At 75.3% G+C, this 17,837-nt stretch carries 20 protein-coding genes; 10 read left to right on the top strand and 10 right to left on the bottom strand.

Annotation, left to right across the window (positions count from 1 at the left end; all coding sequences use genetic code 11):
- Positions 1-143: 143 nt before the first annotated feature.
- Positions 144-1,442: a serine hydrolase domain-containing protein gene (locus AMK13_RS21095; RefSeq protein WP_074003628.1), complete on the top strand. Its 1,299-nt coding sequence runs from the start codon at positions 144-146 to the stop codon at positions 1,440-1,442.
- 56 nt (positions 1,443-1,498) lie between these two features.
- Positions 1,499-2,017, top strand: coding sequence for a gamma carbonic anhydrase family protein (locus AMK13_RS21090; protein WP_049659101.1), 519 nt, complete (start codon positions 1,499-1,501; stop codon positions 2,015-2,017).
- 11 nt (positions 2,018-2,028) lie between these two features.
- Here AMK13_RS21090 and AMK13_RS21085 read toward each other — a convergent pair whose 3' ends face one another.
- Positions 2,029-3,225, bottom strand: coding sequence for an MFS transporter (locus AMK13_RS21085; protein WP_049659100.1), 1,197 nt, complete (start codon positions 3,223-3,225; stop codon positions 2,029-2,031).
- A gap of 199 nt (positions 3,226-3,424) precedes the next feature.
- Here AMK13_RS21085 and AMK13_RS21080 point away from each other — a divergent pair, with 199 nt between their 5' ends.
- The 4 genes from AMK13_RS21080 to AMK13_RS21065 all read left to right on the top strand — a co-directional run bounded on the left by AMK13_RS21080 (position 3,425) and on the right by AMK13_RS21065 (position 5,262).
- A complete protein-coding gene (locus AMK13_RS21080; RefSeq protein ID WP_074003627.1) occupies positions 3,425-3,670 on the top strand; it encodes a DUF2277 domain-containing protein in 246 nt (81 codons plus the stop codon).
- A gap of 15 nt (positions 3,671-3,685) precedes the next feature.
- Entirely contained in the window at positions 3,686-3,922 is a 237-nt protein-coding gene (locus AMK13_RS21075; protein WP_049659098.1) for a DUF6296 family protein, read from the top strand.
- Between the two features lie 68 nt (positions 3,923-3,990).
- The gene (locus AMK13_RS21070) at positions 3,991-4,275 is read left to right on the top strand and encodes a DUF427 domain-containing protein (RefSeq protein WP_049659097.1); all 285 of its coding nucleotides are present in this window, start codon (positions 3,991-3,993) and stop codon (positions 4,273-4,275) included.
- A 126-nt stretch (positions 4,276-4,401) separates the two neighbouring features.
- The gene (locus tag AMK13_RS21065; protein ID WP_198959399.1) at positions 4,402-5,262 is read left to right on the top strand and encodes a hypothetical protein; all 861 of its coding nucleotides are present in this window, start codon (positions 4,402-4,404) and stop codon (positions 5,260-5,262) included.
- 94 nt (positions 5,263-5,356) lie between these two features.
- Here AMK13_RS21065 and AMK13_RS21060 read toward each other — a convergent pair whose 3' ends face one another.
- From AMK13_RS21060 to AMK13_RS21045, 5 genes are all read right to left on the bottom strand, one after another.
- The gene (locus AMK13_RS21060; protein WP_074003625.1) at positions 5,357-5,695 is read right to left on the bottom strand and encodes a hypothetical protein; all 339 of its coding nucleotides are present in this window, start codon (positions 5,693-5,695) and stop codon (positions 5,357-5,359) included.
- Between the two features lie 103 nt (positions 5,696-5,798).
- Entirely contained in the window at positions 5,799-5,963 is a 165-nt protein-coding gene (locus AMK13_RS43625) for a hypothetical protein (protein WP_158077733.1), read from the bottom strand.
- Positions 5,964-6,133: 170 nt separating this feature from the next.
- On the bottom strand, positions 6,134-7,348 hold the full coding sequence (locus AMK13_RS21055; RefSeq protein ID WP_074003624.1) for a cytochrome P450: 1,215 nt from the start codon (positions 7,346-7,348) through the stop codon (positions 6,134-6,136).
- Positions 7,349-7,458: 110 nt separating this feature from the next.
- Entirely contained in the window at positions 7,459-7,692 is a 234-nt protein-coding gene (locus tag AMK13_RS21050) for a ferredoxin (protein ID WP_074003623.1), read from the bottom strand.
- Positions 7,693-7,939: 247 nt separating this feature from the next.
- Positions 7,940-9,484 (bottom strand): ATP-dependent DNA ligase, encoded by a 1,545-nt coding sequence (locus AMK13_RS21045; RefSeq protein ID WP_241852978.1) that lies wholly within the window; start codon positions 9,482-9,484, stop codon positions 7,940-7,942.
- Positions 9,485-9,813: 329 nt separating this feature from the next.
- Between AMK13_RS21045 and AMK13_RS21040 the strand changes: the two genes are divergently transcribed.
- From AMK13_RS21040 to AMK13_RS21030, 3 genes are all read left to right on the top strand, one after another.
- On the top strand, positions 9,814-10,293 hold the full coding sequence (locus AMK13_RS21040) for a GNAT family N-acetyltransferase (RefSeq protein WP_049661127.1): 480 nt from the start codon (positions 9,814-9,816) through the stop codon (positions 10,291-10,293).
- Between the two features lie 115 nt (positions 10,294-10,408).
- The gene (locus tag AMK13_RS21035) at positions 10,409-11,446 is read left to right on the top strand and encodes a CAP domain-containing protein (RefSeq protein ID WP_241852977.1); all 1,038 of its coding nucleotides are present in this window, start codon (positions 10,409-10,411) and stop codon (positions 11,444-11,446) included.
- Between the two features lie 243 nt (positions 11,447-11,689).
- Positions 11,690-13,270, top strand: coding sequence for a sigma-70 family RNA polymerase sigma factor (locus AMK13_RS21030; RefSeq protein WP_074003621.1), 1,581 nt, complete (start codon positions 11,690-11,692; stop codon positions 13,268-13,270).
- A gap of 14 nt (positions 13,271-13,284) precedes the next feature.
- On the opposite strand, the gene AMK13_RS21025 is transcribed toward AMK13_RS21030, so the two are convergent.
- The 3 genes from AMK13_RS21025 to AMK13_RS21015 all read right to left on the bottom strand — a co-directional run bounded on the left by AMK13_RS21025 (position 13,285) and on the right by AMK13_RS21015 (position 15,774).
- Positions 13,285-13,521, bottom strand: a complete 237-nt coding sequence (locus AMK13_RS21025) for a hypothetical protein (protein WP_049659354.1) — start codon at positions 13,519-13,521, stop codon at positions 13,285-13,287.
- Positions 13,522-13,581: 60 nt separating this feature from the next.
- Positions 13,582-14,088, bottom strand: a complete 507-nt coding sequence (locus AMK13_RS21020; RefSeq protein ID WP_074003825.1) for an NUDIX hydrolase — start codon at positions 14,086-14,088, stop codon at positions 13,582-13,584.
- A 171-nt stretch (positions 14,089-14,259) separates the two neighbouring features.
- Positions 14,260-15,774, bottom strand: a complete 1,515-nt coding sequence (locus tag AMK13_RS21015; protein WP_074003620.1) for a M1 family metallopeptidase — start codon at positions 15,772-15,774, stop codon at positions 14,260-14,262.
- A 458-nt stretch (positions 15,775-16,232) separates the two neighbouring features.
- On the opposite strand from AMK13_RS21015, the gene AMK13_RS21010 reads away from it, so the two are divergent.
- Positions 16,233-17,117 carry a carbohydrate kinase family protein gene (locus AMK13_RS21010; RefSeq protein ID WP_241852976.1) on the top strand — a complete coding sequence of 295 codons (885 nt, stop codon included), beginning with the start codon at positions 16,233-16,235 and terminating at the stop codon, positions 17,115-17,117.
- A 63-nt stretch (positions 17,118-17,180) separates the two neighbouring features.
- Here AMK13_RS21010 and AMK13_RS21005 read toward each other — a convergent pair whose 3' ends face one another.
- Entirely contained in the window at positions 17,181-17,708 is a 528-nt protein-coding gene (locus AMK13_RS21005; protein WP_079272324.1) for a GNAT family N-acetyltransferase, read from the bottom strand.
- Positions 17,709-17,837 lie beyond the last annotated feature (129 nt).

Genomic DNA, 17,837 nt, shown 5'->3' with positions numbered 1-17,837 from the left:
TCGGGGTCCGGCTCCGGGATCCCTCGGGGGCGGGACCCCCTCCCCAGGCGGACGATCCGGCCCGGCCGATCCGGCAAGGTGTCAGGTGAGCACCAGCCGACCGGAGTTGCCCACTCCGCCGACCCCGGACCAGGGAGGACGGCATGACCGCCGACCCGACCGCCCCCGCCCGCCGCCGGACCGCCCTGCGCGTCGCCGTCGCCGCCGCCGTGGGCGCGGGACTGCTCACCACCCTCGCCCCGACCGCCGTCGCCGGGCCCGCCGGCCGGCCGCCGGCCCCCGGCTGCCACGGCGCCGTGCACCTCTCGGTCACCGGCGGCACGCCCGGCGATGGCACGGGCACCGACGGCGCCGCCGAACGGCGCGGCGACTGGACGGCCGCCGACGCCGCCCTCGCCGGGATGACCGACCCCGGCTACTCGACCTCCGCCCTCGCCGCCGTCCGCGAGAACGGCCGACTGGTCTGGCGCAACGCCACCGGCGTCGCCGAACTCGGCACCGGCGAACCCGCCGACCCGGAGGGCGCGTTCCGGATCGGCAGCGCCACCAAGACCTTCGTCGCCACCACCCTGCTCCAACTCGTCGGCGAGCACCGGCTGGACCTCGACGACCGCCTGGAGTGCCTGCTGCCGGGCATCGTCCCGAACAGCACCGCGATCACCGTCCGGCAGCTGCTCGACCACACCAGCGGCGTCGCCGACTACACCCGGGACCGGGCCTTCGAGGTCGACCGGGACTGGCTGGCCGACCGCCGCTACAAGTCCTACCGGCTGCGGGACCTGGTGGACCTCGCGAACACCTACCCGCCGGACTTCGCCCCCGGCGAGGGATGGCAGTACTCCAACACCAACTACATCCTGGTCGGGATGATCATCGAGAAGCTCACCGGCCACAGCTGGAACGACGAGGTCACCCGCCGGATCATCCGCCCGCTGCGGCTCACCGGCACCTGGATGCCCGGCGACCTCCCGTTCATCCCCGGCCCGCACGCCCACGGCTACGTCAGGACGGACACCGGTCCGGCCGACGTCACCGTGCTCAACCCGTCCATGGCCGGCTCCGCCGGCGGCGGCATCTCCACCACCACCGACCTGACCGCCTTCCTCGACGCCCTGCTCGGCGGCCGCCTGCTGCGCCCGGCCGAACTCGCCGCGATGAAGCGGACCACCGACCACGGCGAGGGCCGGACGTACGGCCTCGGCCTCCAGCGCCTGGACACCCCCTGCGGCCCGTTCTGGGGCCACGCCGGCGGCATCCCCGGCTACAGCACGATGATGCTCGCCGCCCCGGACGGCAGCCGCTCGTTCGCCGCCGACACCACCTTCTACGACGCCCCGGACCCGGACGCCGCCAACACCGCCTGGCGCAAGGTGACCACGACCGCCCTGTGCGGCGCCCAGGCGGCGGCCGCGGCACCCGACCTCGCCCGCATGGCACCGTGACCGACCCCCTACGCTGACCGGCGACAGAACCGCCGACCGTCACAGGAGGACGACCCATGGCAGAGCCGCTGATCGCCGCAGTCGGGGGCCGGGTGCCCGCCGTCGACCCGGGCGCCTTCGTGGCGCCGAACGCCGTCGTGGTCGGGGACGTGACCGTCGCCGCCGGCGCGAGCGTCTGGTACGGCGCGGTGCTGCGCGGCGACGCCGAGTCGATCAGCGTCGGCGCGGGCAGCAACATCCAGGACAACTGCACCCTGCACGCCGACCCCGGCTTCCCGCTGGTGGTCGGCGAGCGGATCTCGGTCGGCCACAACGCCGTGCTGCACGGCTGCACGGTCGAGGACGACGTCCTGGTGGGCATGAACGCCACCGTGCTCAACGGCGCCCGGATCGGCACCGGCTCGCTGGTCGCGGCCGGCGCGGTGGTGCCGCAGGGCATGGTCGTCCCGCCCGGCTCGCTGGTCGCCGGCGTCCCGGCCAAGGTCCGCCGCGAGCTGACCGAGGACGAGAAGACCGGCATCAAGGCCAACGGCGCCGGCTACCAGCTGCTCGCCGACGCCCACCGGGAGATCTAGCGGCTTCCTGGTTAGGCCGTGGTCATCGCTGCCGCGGCCGCCGGTTCCGTCGCCACCGGGGCGGGCCGGCGGCGGTCGGCCGCCCAGGCGAGCACCGCGACCACCGCGCCCGCGGCCGCCAGGACCGCGCCGACCAGCGTCGGCGCGGTCCAGCCGAGCCCGGCGTCCAGCGCCAGCCCGCCGAAGTACGCGCCCTGGGCGTTGGCCAGGTTGAAGGCGCCCTGGACGGTCGCCGAGGCGAGGGTCGGCGCGCTGCGCGCCTTCTGGAGCACCAGGGTCTGCACGGCCGGCACGATCGCGAAGCCGAACAGCCCGATCAGCACCACCGTGACGGCCGCCGACCAGCGGGCGTGCGCGGTCAGCGCGAACAGCGCCAGGGTGGCGGAGAGCAGCACGAAGGCCGCGCAGACGGTGGGGCGCAGCGCCCGGTCGGCGGCGAAGCCGCCCAGCACGTTGCCGATCGTCATGCCGACCCCGAACAGCGCCAGCACCAGGGTCACCGAGCCGGTCGCGTACCCGGAGACCTCGGTGAGCAGCGGGGCGATGTAGCTGTAGCAGGCGAAGAAGCCGCCGCAGCCGAACACCACGGTGGCCAGCGCCAGCCAGAGCTGGCCGCTGCGGAAGGCTCGCAGCTCGTGCCGGAGCCCGGACTGGCCGGAGGAGGGGAGCGCGGGCACCAGCCGGGCGATGGCGACCGTTCCGGCGGCCGCGATCAGCACGACCACCAGCATGGTCGCCCGCCAGCCCAGGTGCTGGCCGAGCAGGGTGGCGGCCGGGACGCCGACGATGTTGGCGACGGTCAGTCCGGAGAACATCACGGCCACCGCCCGGGCCCGCCGGTCCGGCGCGACCAGCTCGGCCGCCGCCACCGCGCCCGCTCCGAAGAAGGCGCCGTGCGGCAGCCCGGTGATCAGCCGGGCGGCGGCCAGCGTCCAGAAGTCCGGGGCCACCGCGCACAGCAGGTTGCCGGTCGCGAACAGTGCGGCCAGCGCCACCAGCACCGCCTTGCGCGGCCGTCCGGCGGCCAGCGCGGTCAGCAGCGGCGCGCCGACCACCACCCCCAGCGCGTACGCGGAGATCAGCCAGCCCGCCTGCGGGATGGAGACGTGGAGACTGTCCGCGACCTGGGGGAGCAGCCCCATGGCGGCGAATTCGGTGGTTCCGATGGCGAACGCGGTGACGGCCAGCGCGAGCAGCGCGAGAGGCAAGGGGGTGACTCCGGAGTGATGCCGACGGACCGGGGAAGCGCGCGGCGGGATGAAGGCGGGAAGGACGGCGGGATGAATTCGTTCGTCCGGAATCCTAATCCGGCCGGATGACGGCGCCGTGAGGTGCGTGTGACGAAAGGGCGTCGCCGGCTGACGAAAGGGGGTCGCCGACGCGGCTCCCGCGCGCGAGACTGGGAGCATGTGCCGCAACATCAAGACGCTGCGACCTCCCGTCACGCCCGACGCCGACGAGGAGGACTTCCACGCCGCAGCCCTCCAGTACGTCCGCAAGGTGTCCGGGTTCCGCGCCCCCGCGGCGCACAACCGGGAGGCCTTCGACCAGGCGGTGGACGCCGTCGCGGAGGCCACCGCCCGGCTGCTCGCCGAGCTGGAGGTCCGCGGCCCGCACGCCCGGGCCGCCGTGCCGGCCGAGGCCGCCGGGTAGGCAGGAGTAGCTGTGATGAGCCACGCCGAGCGTTACGCCCTCACCTTCCCCGGCACCCCGGGCACCCAGGCCCCGCAGGACGTCGTGGTGGTCACCCGCACCGACGCGACCGGTCCGGGCGGCCACCCGGTGTACGAGGACGAGAGCGGCATCGTCCGGGCGGAGATCAGCGACGCCGGCGAGGTCCGGATCCTCGCCAGCGGCGGCCACCAGAGCCCGCACCTGCCGGTGCACGCCCACCCGCTGCCCTGACCGCCCGGAACCCTGGGCGGGCACTCGGAACCCCGGCGCGGATTCCGTCCGTCGGGCACAATCGCGGTATGACCACAGCGAGTTGGCAGGGCGTCGTCATCGCCGAGAGCGACGACACCGTCGTCGTCGAGGGCAACCACTACTTCCCGGCCGAGGCGGTGCGCACCGAGTACCTGCGCCCCTCGGAGACCACCACGGTGTGCGGTTGGAAGGGCACCGCCGGCTACTACAGCCTGGAGGTGGACGGGCGGACCAACCCGGACGCCGTCTGGTACTACACCGACCCGAAGCCCGAGGCCGAGCACGTGCGCGGCCGGGTGGCCTTCTGGCGCGGGGTGGTGGTCGCCGAGTAGGCGGCCCCGGGCCGTGCCGTCCTCGCGAAAGGGGTACCGGAGCCCATGGCAGTCTTCCGCAGACCGGACCGCTTCCGGCCGCGTCCCGGATCCGACCCGGCCGAGCCGGACCCGAGCGGGCCCGATGTGGCAGAGCCCGACCTGGGCGAGCGGCTCGCCGAACTGGTCGAGGAGTCCGAGCAGCCCGTCGGCCGGGGCCCGGTCGCCGCGTACGCGGCGAGGCAGCGCGGCCGCGGCCGGGCCGTGGTCCTGCACACCGCCCGGCTGCTCGGCCGCGGCGGCCGGGTCGCCGCCAAGGGGGCGGCGAGGGGAGCGGCCAAGGGCGCCGCGTTCGGCGGCAAGGCGCTGACCGACCAGCTGGTGCGGACCGCGCCGCGGATCCCGGTGCGCGACCTCGCCACCCTGCGGGCGCAGCACCCCGACGCGGCCTTCCCGGAGCAGCTGGCCGACCTGCTGGTCACCGGCGCCGTCCGGGCCTCCGGCGCGCTCGGCGCGGGCGTCGGCGCGGCGGCGATGCTGCCGGTGCCGCCCGCGATGCCGCTGGAGATCGCGGCCGAGACGCTCGCGGTCGCGGCCGTGGAGATCAAGCTGATCGCCGAGCTGCACGAGGTCTACGGCACCCCGGCGCAGGGCGCCGCCACCCAGCGGGCCGGTGCCTACCTCGGTGCCTGGGCCAACCGCCGCGGGATCGACGCGGGCCTGCTGGTGCGCCCGGCCGGCTTCGCCGCGCTGGCGATCGGCTCCGAGGTGCGCCAGCAGGTCCGCCGCCGGCTGACCCGCAGCTCGCTGCGCCACCTGCCGGCGGTGACGCCGCTGCTGGTCGGGGCCGGCATAGGCGCCACCATGAACCGCCGCGACACCCGCCGGCTGGCCGGCGAGGTGCGCGAGGACCTGCGCGGGCGCCGCCCGGCGGACGGCGCCTACTGGGCCGCGGCCGCGCCGCCGCCGAAGGGGGAGACGGCCCCGCGGCCACCGGGGGAGGAGTGACAGGCGCGCCCGGGACCGGTGACGGTCCCGGGCGCGCCTGTCGCCGGAGGCTCTGGAACCCCGGGCGTCGAAGGGCCTGGGGTTCCTGGTGTTCCTAGGGTTTCGGCGGCGCCGGGGCACCTGCGCCCCGGCCGGCCTTGACGCCGTTCACCATCGCCTGGTGGATCGCCCGAGCGGTGGTCTCGTCCTGCGCCGGCACCGGGCTGCCGGTGACCGTGTACCAGTCCAGCGCGCCGGTGTACTGGATGGTCAGCCTCGCCTCGCCGTCCACCCAGGTGGTGTGCACGGTGAGGTCGCCGGAGATCGGGCCGATCTCGGTGGTGGTCACCCCGCCGGGGCCGCTGATGATCGATTGGGTGGTCCAGGTCGCCCACGACGTGCGCGGGTCCGCGGGCGGCTGGGCCTGGCGGTTTCCTTGGTCGTGTTCGGTCATGCGCCTATCCTCCCCCGCGGGTGGCCCGCCGCCGGAGCAGCGACACCTGCGGTCGCGGCGACCGCCCGGCGGCACCGGGCGGTCGAGTCGGTACGGCGGACGGTCAGCCGGGCTGGCCGGGCTCGTCCAGCATGGGGGCGCCCTCCGCCTGGGAGGTGTCCTGTGCGTGCAGGTTCTGCATCGAGGGGACGCCCTCCTCGGGGTCCGCGGCGCGGATGTCCTCGTCGTCCTCGGTACTCACCTTGGACCGGTCACTCATGTCGGTCATCGCGGGCTCCGTCTCCTCGGCCGGTCCTGGCGCGCCCGGGCCGGAGGCGCGGCGGGACCGGTGGTGGCTCTTCGCCCCTCCAGCCTGCCTCCGCCCCGGCGCGAGGGCCAGCCGGGTGACCCGGGAAGCGCCCCGCGGACCCCACCCGGGCGTCAGGAGACCCCCGGGCGTCACCAGGCGACGGGCAGCGACCGCATGCCGTAGATGAACGCGTCGGTGCGGAACGCCAGCTCGTCGCGCGGGACGGTCAGCCGCAGCCCGGGCAGCCGCCGGAACAGCGTGGCCAGCGCGATCTGGAGCTCGGCGCGGGCCAGCGGCTGGCCGAGGCACTGGTGCACGCCGAAGCCGAAGGCCATGTGCCGCCGGGCGTCCCGGTCCAGGTCCAGTTCGTCGGCCGGCAGCCGGTCGGCGCCGCCGAACACCGCCTCGTCCCGGTTGGCGGTGGAGAGCATCGCGACCACGCCCTCCCCGGCCCGGACGGTCGTACCGCCCAGCTCCACGTCCTCCAGCGCCACCCGGAGCACCCCGGTGTGGATGATGGTGAGGAGGCGCAGCAGCTCCTCCACCGCGCCGGGCACCGCGGCCGGGTCGGCCAGCCTGGCGATCTGCTCGGGCCGGTCCAGCAGCAGGGCGGTGGAGAGCGAGATCATGTTCGCGGTCGTCTCGTGCCCGGCGACCAGCAGCAGGAAGCCGGTGCTGGCGACCTCGCGCGGGGTGAGGTCGTCGCGGACGGCGAGCCGGCTGAGGATGTCGTCCCGCGGCTCCTCCCGCTTGCGGGCCGTCAGCGCCTCCAGGTACTCCAGCATCTCGTCCCGGGCCGCCAGGAGCTCCTCGAACGGCCTGGTGTTGCTGAGCAGCGTCCGGCTGATGCCCTGGAAGAACTCGTGGTCCTCGTAGGGGACTCCGAGCAGTAGGCAGATCACCAGCGAGGGGACGGGCAGCGCGAAGTCGGCGACCAGGTCGGCCTCGGTGCGGCCCGCGGTCATCCCGTCCAGCGCCTCGTCCACGATCCGCTGGATGTCCGGGCGCATCGCCTCGACCCGTTTGACCAGGAAGTCCCCGGTGACCATCCGGCGCAGCCGGGCGTGCTCGGGGTCGTCGAGGTTCAGGAAGTTCGGGTTCTCGCCGATCCGTTCCCGGCTGCCGGCGATCAGCAGCGGGAAGGTCGGGTGGCGCAGGTCCGCGCTGAACCGGCGGTCGGACAGGATGGCGCGGACCTCGGCGTAGCCGGTGGCCAGCCAGCAGGACTCGCCCCCGGGCAGCTCGGCGCGGCTCAGGTTCGCGGTGGCGGCGGCCTCGGTGTAGGCGGGCGGCGGGCCGAACGGGCAGCCGGCGGAGTGCCGGGCCGGCAGTGGGACGGCGGGCACGGTGGGTGTGCTCGTCAAGGCGGGGTCTCCTTGCGTCGCGATGGTTCTCCGGTGGGGGGTGGGGTTGCCGGACGTCCGCCGGTCCCGGGTGCGGTTCCGGTCCGCGGCCGGCCCGGACCGGCGTACGGTCAGCCGTCGACCGAGGCGGCCCCGGCCTCCGCCGGCCCGTCCTCGACCACGGTGATGGCGCCGCCCGGGCAGAGCTGGGCGGCCAGTCTGAGATCCTCGAACTGGTCCGGCCTGAAGGCGGTCTGACGGAGCCTCACCAGACTGTCGTCGTCGTCCTGGTCGAAGACCTCGGGAACGTTCGTGACGCACATCCCGGAGCTGCAACAGCGGTCCCGGTCGACACTCACCCGCATGGTCGGGCACCTCTCGCCAGTGCGCCGCCGGCTGCCCGGCGGCCGCCTCTCGTTGTCATTGCCAACCTAACCGCCGCTACTCCGTCCACGGAGGGCGCGGTGGCGGGATCGCCGAGAATGGCCGATTCGGCTCCCGTCGGAACCGCCGGAGCGGCGCCGGAGGTTTGAACCGGAATCACCCCAACAAGCCTGTACCGTACGGTGGTTCACAGCCTCCGGGCGCTGCCCGTAGCCGCCCGCTCCCGGCTCAGAGCCCCTCGGCGGCGGCGATCTCCCGCACGGTCGCGACGGTGTCCGCCTCGGCTGCGTCCTTGTCCGGCCGGTAGCGCACCACCCGGGCGAAGCGCAGGGCGAGCCCGGCCGGATAGCGGGAGCTGCGCTGCACCCCGTCGAAGGCGATCTCGACGACCAGTTCCGGCCGGACCCGCACCGTCCAGGCGTCCCGTCCGGTCTCCCGGGCCAGCAGTTCGACGGTCTGCCGGGCGAGCGTCTCGTCGGTCAGGCCCTTGAAGGTCTTGCCGAGCATCACCCACGGGCCCAGCCCCGGCTCGCCCGCCGCCCGGGCGCCCAGGTGCAGGTTGCTGAGGAAGCCGCGCCGCCGCCCGCTGCCCCACTCGGCGGCCAGCACCACCAGGTCCAGGGTGTGCCGGGGCTTCACCTTGATCCAGCCCGCGCCGCGCCGCCCGGCCGCGTACGGGGCCGACGGGTCCTTCACCAGCACGCCCTCGTGCCCGAGCGCCAGCGTGTCGCGGAAGAAGGCCAGCGCCCGGTCGCGGTCCCCGGTCTCGGTGCGGGCCACCCGCAGGCCGTCCGGCACCGCCCCGGCCAGCGCCGCCCAGCGCTCCCGGCCGGGACGGTCCACCAGGTCCTCGCCGTCCCGGTGCAGCAGGTCGAAGAAGTAGGCGTCGAGCGGGACCTCGGCGCGCAGCCGGTCCGGGTCCCGCCGGGAGGCGGTGCGCGCGGCGGTCTCCTGGAACGGGCGCGGCCGGCCGTCCGGACCGAGCGCGATCGCCTCGCCGTCCAGCACCGCCGAACGCAGCGGCAGCGCCAGCGCGGCCTCGACCACCTCGGGGACGCGGGCGGCGATGTCCTCCAGGCCGCGGGTGAACACCGCGACCTCCCCGCCCTCCCGGTGCACCTGCACCCGGATGCCGTCCAGCTTCCACTCCAGCGCGGCCGGACCGGTGCGCTCCAGCGCCGTCGCCACGTCCGGCGCCGAGGCGGCCAGCATCGGCCGCACCGCCCGCCCCACCTCCAGCCGGAACGCCGCCAGCGCCGCCTCCCCGCCGGTCAGCGCCGCCTCCGCCACCGCGCGCGCCGACCCCCGGAACATCAGCGCCCGCCGCACCGCCGCCGACGGCACCCCCGCCGCCCGCGCCACCGCGTCCCCGACCACCGAGTCCAGCGCCCCCTGCCGCAGGTCCCCGACCAGCACCGCCCGCAGGAACCCCTGCTCCTCCGCCGTCGCCCGCGCGAACAGCCCGTGCAGCAGCCGCCGCCGCTCCGCCTGCGCCCCGGCCCCGTGCACCCCCGCGATCCGCTCCAGCTCCCGTTCCACCTCCCGCACCCCGAGCGAGGCCTCCACCGCGGGCCCGGGCAAACCCCGCAAGGCCGCCGGCCCGATCCCGGTCCGCAACCGCTGCGACTCCCCGGACAGCAACGCCACCGCCGCCGCCCCCTCCAGCGGCCCCAGCCCCCGCAGACACCCGGCCAACAACCCCGTCTTCGCCCGCCGCCCCGCCTCCGCCGCCACCTCCCGCGACACCGACGCCAAGCTCGACAACCCCGCCACACCACCACCTCCACCCCCCTCAGCATCCGCCCCCACCCCCACCCCCGCACCCGAGCACCCGCGCAGCCGTCGCCCAGCCGGGCCCGGCCCGGCCCCCGTGTCCACCCGCTCGCGCGCCCGGCGGGCCGGTGTCCGAGGCCGCCCCTGCCCCCGCCCCGGGCGGGTTGGGCTGATCGGGGTGGTGCTGCGTCCGGGGGTCCTGGCCGGGGAGGCAAGGCGCCGGAGTGGCGTAGCGGGTACGTGCTCTTGGCCGGGGCGGTGATCCGCGGCGGGGCGACGGGGCGTCATGCTGGGTGGCTCGTACCGCCCCCTGAGTGATGGAGACCGAGATGAACGACACCTCCACGGCCCGTTGGAGCGTCGGCGTGCCCGAGGCCGGTGACTACCCGGCCTGGCGTGAACTCTTCCGTGGGTACTGCGAGTTCTACCGGGTGCCGATTCCGGAGGAGAAGGCCGAGCTGGTGTGGTCCTGGGTGATGGATCCGGGGCACGAGGTGGCGGGGCTGCTGGTCCGGGACGGGGAGGGGCGGCCGGTCGGGCTGGCGCACTACCGGCCGTTCTCGCGGCCGTTGCACGGGGCGGTCGGGTGCTTCCTGGACGATCTGTTCGTGGCGCCGGAGGTCCGCGGCGGCGGGGCGGTGGACGCGTTGTTGGGCCGGCTGCGGGAAATCGCGGCGGAACGCGGGTGGAACACCGTCCGCTGGATCACCTCTGAAGACAATTACCGGGCCCGTGGAAAATATGACAAGGTCGCCAATCAGACCAGGTTCATCACCTACGACATGGCTCCGGAGGCACCGGCCGGCTGAGACCGCGGCCTGGCCCCCGGACATTCGTTCGGAATTTCTGTTATCGGCGCCCCGCCGGGAGGTCTCCCATGTGTCGACACCCGACCAGTCGACCCGGAACAGAAAGCGTGGCCACGTGAACAGCGACGACAGGACGACCATCCTCCCGGCGAGCGGGGGCGGCGCCGGCAGCGACAGCGGGCATGGGGCCCGCGGCCGCTCCGGTGGCCGGGCGGCGCGGCGGGCTGCCGAGCGGCACGCCGGCCGGGGCCGCCGGGCGCGGCGGGGCGGCGGGATCGTGCCGGTGACCGCGGTCGTCGTCGCCGTGGCCGGGACGGGGCTGTTCGCCGCGCTGGCCGGCGCGGGCTACGCGGCGTACGGCGGCAAGCAGACCGACCGCGACATGGCGGGCCAGTCGCTGGCCGCCGACATGCTGATCTCGGCGGAGCTGGGCACGCACGACGGCATCCAGGTGCCCGGCGCCGGGGGGACGAACCCGGACGTTCCGCTACCGGCCACCCCCACCGCCGCCGACCCGGCGGCCACCCAGGGCGCCTCCGCCACGCCGACCGCTCCGGCCTCCCCGACGGCTTCGGCCGCCGCCTCCCCGACGGCCGTCCCCACTCCCACGGCCTCCGCCGTCAAGGCGACCCCGACCGCCGCCGGTGCCTCCACCGCCGGCCAGGGCACCGCCAAGCGGGGCATCCCTGGGATGCCGGGGGGCGGCAGCTTCCCGGGGAGCGGGGGCATGCCTGGGGGAGGGGGCGTCCCGGCCGGCGGAGGCGCGGCCCCGTCGTACGCCCAGCAGGTCGTCGACCTGGTCAACGTCGAGCGCGGCAAGGCCGGCTGCGGGCCGGTCAGCGCCGAGCCCCGGCTGACGAGTGCGGCCCAGTCGCACAGTGACGACATGGCCGACCGCAACTACTTCGACCACGCCAGCCCTGAGGGCAAGCACGCCGACTACCGGATCGAGGCCGCCGGGTACAGCTGGAGCACCTGGGGCGAGAACATCGCCCGCGGCCAGAAGGACCCGGCCGCCGTGATGGACTCCTGGATGAACAGCCCCGGCCACCGGGCCAACATCCTGAACTGCGCGTTCAAGCAGCTCGGCGTGGGCGTGCGGACCGGTAACAACGGCCCGTGGTGGACCCAGGTGTTCGCCTCCCCGGCGTGAACCGCCCCTGAACCGCCCCTGAACCGCCCCTGGTCCGGCCTCCGTTCGGCCCCGCTCCGACCGTGGCTCACGCCTGATCGTCCCGGCTTCCGCTCCTGCCCAGGCCCGGTCTGACCCTCAGACCGGGCCCGCCGATCCGGGCCGATTTTCCGATTCCGTGCACATTGTTGTTATCTGATCACTCCCCACGGGTCTCCGAGGAGGCAGCGGCGGACGGATACACGGCAACACGGAGTGCGGACCATGAACGCTGAGGTGCAGAACAGGACCGGGACCACCCTGGTGCTCGCGGCGCAGGCAGGTGACCGGCAGGCCCGGGAGGCGCTGGTCGCCGCCTGGCTGCCGCTCGTCTACAACGTGGCCGGCCGCGCCCTCGGCGGCCACGCCGACGTGGACGACGTCGCGCAGGAGACCATGATCCGGGCCCTGGACGGCCTGGACGGGCTCCGCGACCCGGAGTCCTTCCGGTCCTGGCTGGTCGCCATCACCATGAACCAGGTGCGCCGTCGGCACGCCGCCGGTCAGCAGCAGCCGACCGTCGGCGGCCTGGACGAGACCTGGGAGGTCGCCGACCCCCGGGCCGACTTCACCGACCTCACCATCCTGCGCCTCGGCCTGTCCGGCCAGCGCCGCGAGGTGGCCGAGGCCACCCGCTGGCTGGACCCCGACGACCGCGAGCTGCTCGCCCTCTGGTGGCTGGAGGCCGCCGGCGATCTGACCCGCGCCGAACTCGCCGAGGCGCTCGACCTGAGCCCGCAGCACACCGCCGTGCGCGTGCAGCGGATGAAGAAGCAGCTCGAAGCGGGCCGCATCGTCGTCCGCGCGCTCTGCGCCTACCCCCGCTGCCCCGGACTGACCGAGCTCACCGCGGGCTTCGACGGCACCCCGAACTCGGTCTGGCGCAAGCGCATCGCCCGTCACATCCGGGACTGCGCGGACTGCGGCGGCCTCGGCCGGGACCTGTTCCCGGCCGAAGGGCTGCTGGCGGGCCTCGCCCTGGTGCCGATCCCGCTCGGCTCGCCCGTGCTGCTCCACTTCCAGCACACGGCGGCCGCCGTCGCCTCCTCGGCCGCCACCGGAGCGGGCTCGGGCGCGGGAGCCGGGGCCTCTACCGGTACCGGCGCGCACGCGGCGGCGGGAGGGCACGGCGGCTGGGCCGGCACCGCGGCCCGCAAGGCCGTCCTGGTGAGCGGCGCGGCCGCGGCGGTCGCCGTGACCACCCTCGCCCTGGTCTGGCCGCAGGCCGGCGAGCCGCCGCAGCCGACGGCACCCGAGCCCACCGCCCCGGCCGCGGCCCAGGACGTCCCGACGGCCGCCGCCGCACCCGCCGCCACCGCCCCGACACCGGTGCCGACCCCGCTGCCCGCGGAGAGCCCGACGCCCACGGCGACGGCCACACCGACCGCGACCCGCACCGCCACCGCGACACCGCAGCCCAACCCGGAGCGCCAGCTGGTGGACCTGGTCAACGCCGAACGCGCCAGGGTCGGCTGCGCCCCGCTGCGGATCGACCCCCGGCTGCACGGATCGGCCCAGAAGCACGCGGACGACATGGCCACCCGCGGCTTCTTCGACCACGTCAACCCGGACGGCGTCCGGACCGAGGCCCGGATCACCGCCGCGGGCTACCGCTGGTCCCAGTGGGGCGAGAACCTCGACCGGGGCCCGACCACCCCGGCCGCCGTCTTCGCCCGCTGGATGGACGGCGGGATCCACCAGTCCAACATGCTCGACTGCGGATTCAAGGACATCGGCGTCGGCTTCGCCACCAACGCGGCCGGCACCCCCTACTGGACCCAGGACCTCGGAGCCCCGATGTCCTGAGCCATGGGCGGGGACTACGCCGGAGTGGCCGCCACCAGGCCGTTCGCCGACCCGGTCACGTAGCCCGTGGCATCCCCGAGGACGCCGCCCGCGTCACCGACCTGCCCGGGCACCAGGTCCGGAGCGCTGCTCAGCGGCCCGGGCAGTCCCTCCTGCCCGCCCACGGCACTGGCGTGCGCGCTCGGCGCGGTGAGGGAGGCCACGACACCGACGGCGATCGAGGCGACGGCAAGCATGCTGCGCTTCTTCATGGCCGGTCCAACGACGCTGCGCCGGAAGGGTTACGGCGCAGCGTGCCCGAGCGGCGGTCCTCAGTGATGCCAGGGCAGCTGAACCGGATCAGTGGGGACACGCCCGGCCACCAGCTCGGCCGCCAACCCGGCCAGGCCGAGCGGGTAGACCGTCTCGCCGGTGGCCGCGAGGTCGGTGACGGACCACCAGCGATGGCCGGCGTGGTACGTGCGCTCGTTCGCCTCCTGGCCGCTGACGTCGACCTGGTGGCCCGTGACGCGAAGCCGGAAGAAGACGTCCCGGAAGATCCCTTCGGCCCAGCCGACATCCGCGTATCCGGAGGTCTCCGCGACGGCTGACCGCAAGGCCTCCGGCTCCACGGACAGGCCGGTCTCCTCGCGAAGCTCGCGGGCTGCCGCCTCTGCCAGGGTCTCCCCGTCCTCGACACCACCGCCGGGCGTGCACCATCCGTGACCGCTCTCGGGAGCGTCCGGGTCGACATGGAACTTCAGCAGGAGCAGGCGGTCCAGCTCGTCGATCAACAGGACACGGGCGGATTCGCGGCGGTAGCTTCCCTGATCGGACATGCCGGCAGCGTAACCCTGGACGGCCCGCGAGCCGACCGGGACTCTGCCGGGCGGCGGGCGGGCCGTGGGAACCACCATGGCCCCACCCGCCCCTGCCGGTCAGGGGCGTGCGAGCCGCGACCGGACGCACGGCGGCGCGCCGGGCGTGCACCAGCAGTCCCAGCCGCGCCGTCAGAGCGTTCCGGAGCCCCGCGCCACCGCGGGCCCGCCCGCCTCCGCGGCCCCACCCTCCCAGAGCGACGCCCCGGGAACCGGTGCCCCGGGAGCCCCCGGAGCCGCCCCCGCCAGGCCCACCGGGCCCACCACCCAGTCCGGGTGACCGGGCATCGGCGGCGTCCGCAGCCCGTACAGCCAGTCGTCGAGGAAGCCCCGCAGGTCCTGGCCGGACACCGCCGAGGCCGTCCGCACGTAGTCCTCGGTGGTCGCGTTCCCGGACCGGTAGGTGCGCAGGAACGCCCGCTCGATCCGGTCGAAGGCGGCCGCCCCGACCTTCTCCCGGAGCGCGAACAGCACCAGCGCGCCGCCCGTGTACCGCTGGCTGTCGAAGAGGTCGGCGGCGGTGGGGGAGGCGACCGGCCCGGAGTCGTGCCGCCACTGGTCGCCCAGCCCGTAGAGGTAGCGCATCCGGTCGGTCAGCGTGGTGTGGCCCCAGGCGTCCGGCCATCCGCGCTCGTAGCGGTACAGCAGTCCGTAGAAGTCGGCGTGGCCCTCGTTGAGCCAGAGGTCGGACCACCTGGCGGGGGAGACGCTGTTGCCGAACCAGGAATGGACCAGCTCGTGCATCATGTGCGAGCCGATCGCCGGCTCCGCCTGCCGCAGGAAGTTCGGCTTGTAGAGGGTGAGCGTCTGGGTCTCCAGGCCGGTGAAGGCGAACGCGGCCGGATCGTCCGTGTTGGCCGGCAGGAGCCCGTACGTCTCGAACGGGAAGGGCCCCAGGTGCGCTTCGGCCCAGGCGAGCTGGCCGGGGGTGAGGGCGAGCGCGGGTTCCAGTTCGGCGGCGCGCGCGGTCGGCACGACGTCGCGCAGCGGCAGGCCGTGCGGGCCGGTGCGCTCGCGCACGGTGTAGTCGCCGACCGAGACCTGGACCAGCTCCGTGGCCATCGGCTCGCGGGACACGTACCGGCGGGTGGTGCGGCCGTCGCCGCGCCGTTCGGTGGCCGTCAGCTCGCCGTTGGCGACGCCGCGGAGAGCGTCCGGGGCGGTCACCGAGATGGTGAACCGGGCCTTGTCGCTGGGGTGGTCGTTGCACGGGAAGACGGTGTGCGCGCTGTTCGGCTGGCCGGCCACCGCGAAGCCGTCCGGGGTGGGGACCCAGCCGGTGTGCGGCAGCGCGGCGCGCGGGTCGGCGGTGTACTCGACGGTCAGCCGGGCGACGGCGCCCGGGCGGAACGGCCTGGCCGGAGTGACCGTCAGCTTCTCGTCGTGGGCGGCGAAGCCCGCCGGCCGCCCGTCGACCCGGACGGCGCGCACGGCCAGGCCGAGCGCGTCCAGGTCCAGCCGGGCGAGCGTGCGGTCGGGCCGGACGGTGAGCACGGCCGTGCCGTCCACCGTCCGGTGCCCGTCCCGGTAGTCGAAGGCCAGGTCGTACCCGAGCACCCGGTACCCGGTGTTCCCGAGCGAGGGGAAGACCGGATCGCCCAGCCCGTCGGCGGCGCCGGCCGTCGGCACGCTCGCGGACAGCAGCACCGCGCTGAGCGCGAGTGACGGGACGAGACGGGCGCGGGGCCTGAGAAGCCTGAAGGGCCTGAGGAGGCCGAGGGGCCTGGACAAGGGTGATCACCGCACTTCACGAGCGGGAGCGGAGGCGGAGCCCCCGGGACGGGGAGAGCCTGGCCCACGGATGCTAGTGGACCGTCGGGCCGGCGCGGGCGCGATCGGTGCGGTCCGACGGCGCGGCGTGGTGCGACGGCGGAGCTCGGTCCGGCGACACACCGTGTCCCCCGGACGGCCCACGGTGATGGCGCGGCGCCTGTACGCGGTCTAACGTCAGGAGTGCATCGTCCCCTGACGGACGAGCCACGGCCGTCGGAAAACCTGGCCAGGTCCGGCGGCCGTACTTTCCTGCCCGGGCGCCGTGCGCCCGGAGGCACCCCGTAGGCTTGGCGGTCGAGACGACGCCCGCGTACCGGATGCCAGGAGCCGCCGTGACCAGCCCAGCCTCGCCCGTTCTGGTGATCGGCGAGTGCGTCGCCGACATCGTCCGAACGAGTGACGTCCCGGACCGGGTGCACCCCGGCGGCAGCCCCGCGAACGTCGCGTACGGCCTCGCCCGGCTGGGCCGACCGGCCACCCTGCTCACCGAACTGGGGCCGGACGCCAACGGCCGGCTGATCCGGCGGCACCTGGAGTCGGCGGGGGTGCGGGTCCAGGCCGCCGAGGTCGCCCGGACGCCCTCGGCGGTGGTGGAGCTGGACGGGCAGGGGCGGGCCCGCTACACCTTCGACATCCACTGGACGCTCCCGCCCACCGAACTCGCCGAGCCGCCCGCCGCGATCCACCTCGGTTCGATCGCGGCGGTGACCGAGCCCGGCGCGGGTTCGGTGCTGGCCCTGGTGGAGCGCTGGCGCGGGCACGCGCGGATCAGCTACGACCCGAACGTGCGCCCGGCGCTGATGGGCGACCGGGCCGGGGCCGTCCGCCGGGTCGAGCGCTGGGTGGCGCTGAGCGACCTGGTCAAGGTCAGCGACGAGGACCTGGACTGGCTCTACCCGGGCGAGCGGCCCGAGGCGGTAGCCGAGCGCTGGCTGGCCCTCGGCCCGGCCGTGGTCGCGGTCACCCTCGGTGCCGAGGGCGCGTTCGCCCGCACCGCCGGGGGCGGCCGCGCCGAGGCCGCGGCCCTCCCGGTGCCGGTCGCGGACACGGTCGGCGCCGGCGACGCCTTCATGGCCGCCTTCCTGCACGCCCACGCGTCCGGCGCCGATCTCGCGGTCTGCCTCACCCAGTCGGTGACGGCGGCGGCGCTGACCGTCGCGCGCCCGGGCGCCAACCCGCCCTCGGCGGCCGAACTCACGGCCGCCCTGGCGGACTGACCGGAGCCCTCCCGGCACGTCGGCGCGGTGTGAACCCGGTCCGTTCCCTCCGGGCCGACGCCGCTACTCGACGGGGGCGAGGTCCTTGCCGTACCAGACCTGGGCGTACGGCCCGCTGCTGTAGGCGGGGATCTCCCGGTACCCGTTGCGCAGGTAGAGCGCGCGGGCCTCGACCAGGTCGAGGCGGGTGTCGAGGACGATCCGCTCGGCGCCCAGGGAGCGGGCGGCCCGGTCGACGGCGGCCAGCAGCACGGCGCCGCCGCCGGTGCCGCGCAGGCCGGGGCGGACGAAGACCCGGGTGAGTTCGACGGTGGCGGCGTCGAGTCGCCGCAGGCCGGCGCAGGAGTGGGCGGCGCCGTCGTGGCGGCCGATCAGGAAGAGGCCGTCCGGGGCGGCGAGGTCGTCGCTGGGGGAGTCGGCCAGGCCGGACTCCAGCTCCTCGGGGGTGCCCTCCCGGTCGAAGTGCAGGCGGTAGTAGCGGTTGGCCACGTCGTAGTAGTACTCGCGCAGCAGGTCCAGGGCCTCGGGGGCGGTCACGTCGGCCGTGGTGACGGTCCAGAGGTCGGAGCGGCGGGGCGCGGTGTTCGTCATGCGCGCATGATCCGATTCGGGGGCCGTCGCCGCAATCGGTTTTCCCGGCGGCCCCACCCGGCCCGCTCCGCCCCGGCCGTCGGGCCGACGGTCACCCGGTTGCCCCGCCACCCGGGCAAAGGAACGGCA

Source organism: Streptomyces sp. CB02056, from assembly GCF_001905545.1.
Classification (GTDB): Bacteria; Actinomycetota; Actinomycetes; order Streptomycetales; family Streptomycetaceae; genus Kitasatospora.
The sequence above is the reverse complement of the archived record's forward strand: the minus strand, read 5'-3'. Positions and strand labels throughout refer to the sequence as shown.

Excerpts from the sequence above, each read along its gene's own strand:
- AMK13_RS21005 (WP_079272324.1), bottom strand. The coding sequence starts at position 17,708 with ATGACGAACACCGCGCCCCGCCGCTCCGACCTCTGGACCGTCACCACG.
- AMK13_RS21020 (WP_074003825.1), bottom strand. The coding sequence starts at position 14,088 with ATGTCCGATCAGGGAAGCTACCGCCGCGAATCCGCCCGTGTCCTGTTG.
- AMK13_RS21095 (WP_074003628.1), top strand. The coding sequence starts at position 144 with ATGACCGCCGACCCGACCGCCCCCGCCCGCCGCCGGACCGCCCTGCGC.
- AMK13_RS21090 (WP_049659101.1), top strand. The coding sequence starts at position 1,499 with ATGGCAGAGCCGCTGATCGCCGCAGTCGGGGGCCGGGTGCCCGCCGTC.
- AMK13_RS21050 (WP_074003623.1), bottom strand. The coding sequence starts at position 7,692 with ATGCGGGTGAGTGTCGACCGGGACCGCTGTTGCAGCTCCGGGATGTGC.
- AMK13_RS21070 (WP_049659097.1), top strand. The coding sequence starts at position 3,991 with ATGACCACAGCGAGTTGGCAGGGCGTCGTCATCGCCGAGAGCGACGAC.
- AMK13_RS21075 (WP_049659098.1), top strand. The coding sequence starts at position 3,686 with ATGAGCCACGCCGAGCGTTACGCCCTCACCTTCCCCGGCACCCCGGGC.
- AMK13_RS21080 (WP_074003627.1), top strand. The coding sequence starts at position 3,425 with ATGTGCCGCAACATCAAGACGCTGCGACCTCCCGTCACGCCCGACGCC.
- AMK13_RS21025 (WP_049659354.1), bottom strand. The coding sequence starts at position 13,521 with ATGAAGAAGCGCAGCATGCTTGCCGTCGCCTCGATCGCCGTCGGTGTC.
- AMK13_RS21060 (WP_074003625.1), bottom strand. The coding sequence starts at position 5,695 with ATGACCGAACACGACCAAGGAAACCGCCAGGCCCAGCCGCCCGCGGAC.
- AMK13_RS21040 (WP_049661127.1), top strand. The coding sequence starts at position 9,814 with ATGAACGACACCTCCACGGCCCGTTGGAGCGTCGGCGTGCCCGAGGCC.
- AMK13_RS43625 (WP_158077733.1), bottom strand. The coding sequence starts at position 5,963 with ATGACCGACATGAGTGACCGGTCCAAGGTGAGTACCGAGGACGACGAG.
- AMK13_RS21030 (WP_074003621.1), top strand. The coding sequence starts at position 11,690 with ATGAACGCTGAGGTGCAGAACAGGACCGGGACCACCCTGGTGCTCGCG.